A 1,748-nucleotide genomic window follows, 5' to 3' on the forward strand; every position below is an offset into this window, starting at 1 on the left:
CGACCTCCTCCGGGGTGCTGGCGGACAGGTTGTACGCGTGCGTGTACCGGGCGAGCAGAGGCAGGGTCTTCCGCTCACCGCCCCCGCCGATCAGGATCTCCGGGCGCGGTGAGCTGGCGGGCGCTGGGACGCAGAGGGTCTCGGCGAGCCGGTAGAGCGTGCCCTCGAAGGGCCTGTTGTTGCCTGGGTCCCGCATCTGGAGGCAGATCCGCAGAGTCTCCTCCAGCCGCTCGAACCGCTCGGCGGTCGCTGGGTACGGCACCCCGAGACCCTCGTGCTCGCGGTCGTACCAGGCCGCCCCGATGCCGAGGGGGCCCGGCCGCCGGAGAGGACGTCGAGCGTGGTGGCGATCTTGGCGAGCAGTTCGGGGTGGTGGTATGTGACGCCGGTCACGAGTGCGCCGAGGCGGACGGTGGAGGTGTGGGCGGCGAGGAAACCGAGGGTGAGTAGTGGTCCATGACCGTGAGCCGATGGGTGCCCGCTGCCTCGGCGGCGACATTGGCCACTGCGAGTTCAAAGCCGGGCGCGGGGCCGCCTCCGGGGTGGTTGAACCGATTGATGTGCACGCCCAGCCGCATGTCCGTCTCCGTCCGCCTGCACCCAGCGGTCCTTCACGAGCGACGCTGGTTGGTGGAGTGCATACGAAGGCAAGCTCTGGCGTCACACTGAGATCTGATTGACACGCTGAGACATTAAAGACGTGCTGGGTCGCGTGATGGAGGGCAAGTGGACATCTGACCGGATCCCGGATCTGGCCGGAAGGACCTTTGTCGTCACCGGGGCCAACAGCGGCCTCGGGCTGGCCACCACCCGGCACGTGGCCCGCCGTGGCGCGCACGTCGTGATGGCCGTGCGGAACGAGACCAAGGGGCGCCGAGCCGCCGCGGAGATCAGTGACGCCCATCCCGGGGCGAGCCTCGAGGTGCGCCACGTGGACCTCGCCGACCTGGATTCGGTGCGCGCGTTCGCCGACGGGATCCACGCCGACGGGCTGAGGGTGGACGTCCTGGTCAACAACGCGGGGCTGATGGCGGTGCCCCGCCAGTTGTCCCCGCAGGGGCGCGAGTCGCAGTTCGCCAGCAATCACCTGGGCCATTTCGCCCTCACCGGCTTGGTCTTGGACCTGTTGCAGGCGGGCAGCGATCCCCGGGTGGTGACGGTCACCTCGCTGGCGCACCACAGTGGCGAGATCTTTTTCGACGGCCTGACCGGCGTACAGATATACGCACCGGTGACGTACTACTACCAGTCGAAGTTCGCCAATGTCCTGTTCGGGCTGGAACTCGATCGCAGGCTGCGCGCCGCGGGCAGTCCGGTCCGCAGCCTGCTGGCCCATCCCGGGTTCACGGCCACGAACCTGATGTCCACCGGCCCGACCGGCATGCTCAAAGTGACCGGCGCGCTCGCCAAGACCCTGCTCTTCCAAAACGTCGAGCGGGGCGTGCTGCCCCAGCTGTACGCCGCGACCGCGCCGCATGCCCGCGGCGGAGAGCTCTACGGTCCCGACGGCTGGAAGGAATCCCGCGGACATCCCACGACGGTCCGTCCCAGCGACGCGTCCCAAGACCCGGACACCGCACGCCGGCTGTGGGAGCTGTCCGAGGAGCTGACCGGGATCCGCTACGCCCTCGCCACCCCATCCTGACGCGGGCTGTCAACTTCAGCCCTCCTCCAGGGCCGGCCCGATTTCACCACCTGACCACTTTTCCCGGAAGGACATTTATCGTGCCCGCCATCGCCATCGCCAT

The 1,748-nt window shown here is 68.6% G+C and carries 1 protein-coding gene and 1 pseudogene; one reads left to right on the forward strand and one right to left on the reverse strand.

Annotation, left to right across the window (positions count from 1 at the left end; all coding sequences use genetic code 11):
* Nucleotides 1-578 (reverse strand): annotated as a pseudogene (locus AQJ91_RS48135) (LLM class flavin-dependent oxidoreductase); the annotation flags it as partial.
* A 137-nt stretch (nucleotides 579-715) separates the two neighbouring features.
* On the opposite strand from AQJ91_RS48135, the gene AQJ91_RS48140 reads away from it, so the two are divergent.
* A complete protein-coding gene (locus AQJ91_RS48140) occupies nucleotides 716-1,645 on the forward strand; it encodes an oxidoreductase (RefSeq protein WP_067036720.1) in 930 nt (309 codons plus the stop codon).
* Nucleotides 1,646-1,748: the final 103 nt, after the last annotated feature.

Origin of the sequence: Streptomyces dysideae, from assembly GCF_001514305.1 — a bacterium.
GTDB classification, from domain to species: Bacteria; Actinomycetota; Actinomycetes; order Streptomycetales; family Streptomycetaceae; genus Streptomyces; species Streptomyces dysideae.

Coding starts and splice junctions, on each gene's coding strand:
- AQJ91_RS48140 (WP_067036720.1), top strand. CDS start 716: ATGGAGGGCAAGTGGACATCTGACCGGATCCCGGATCTGGCCGGAAGG.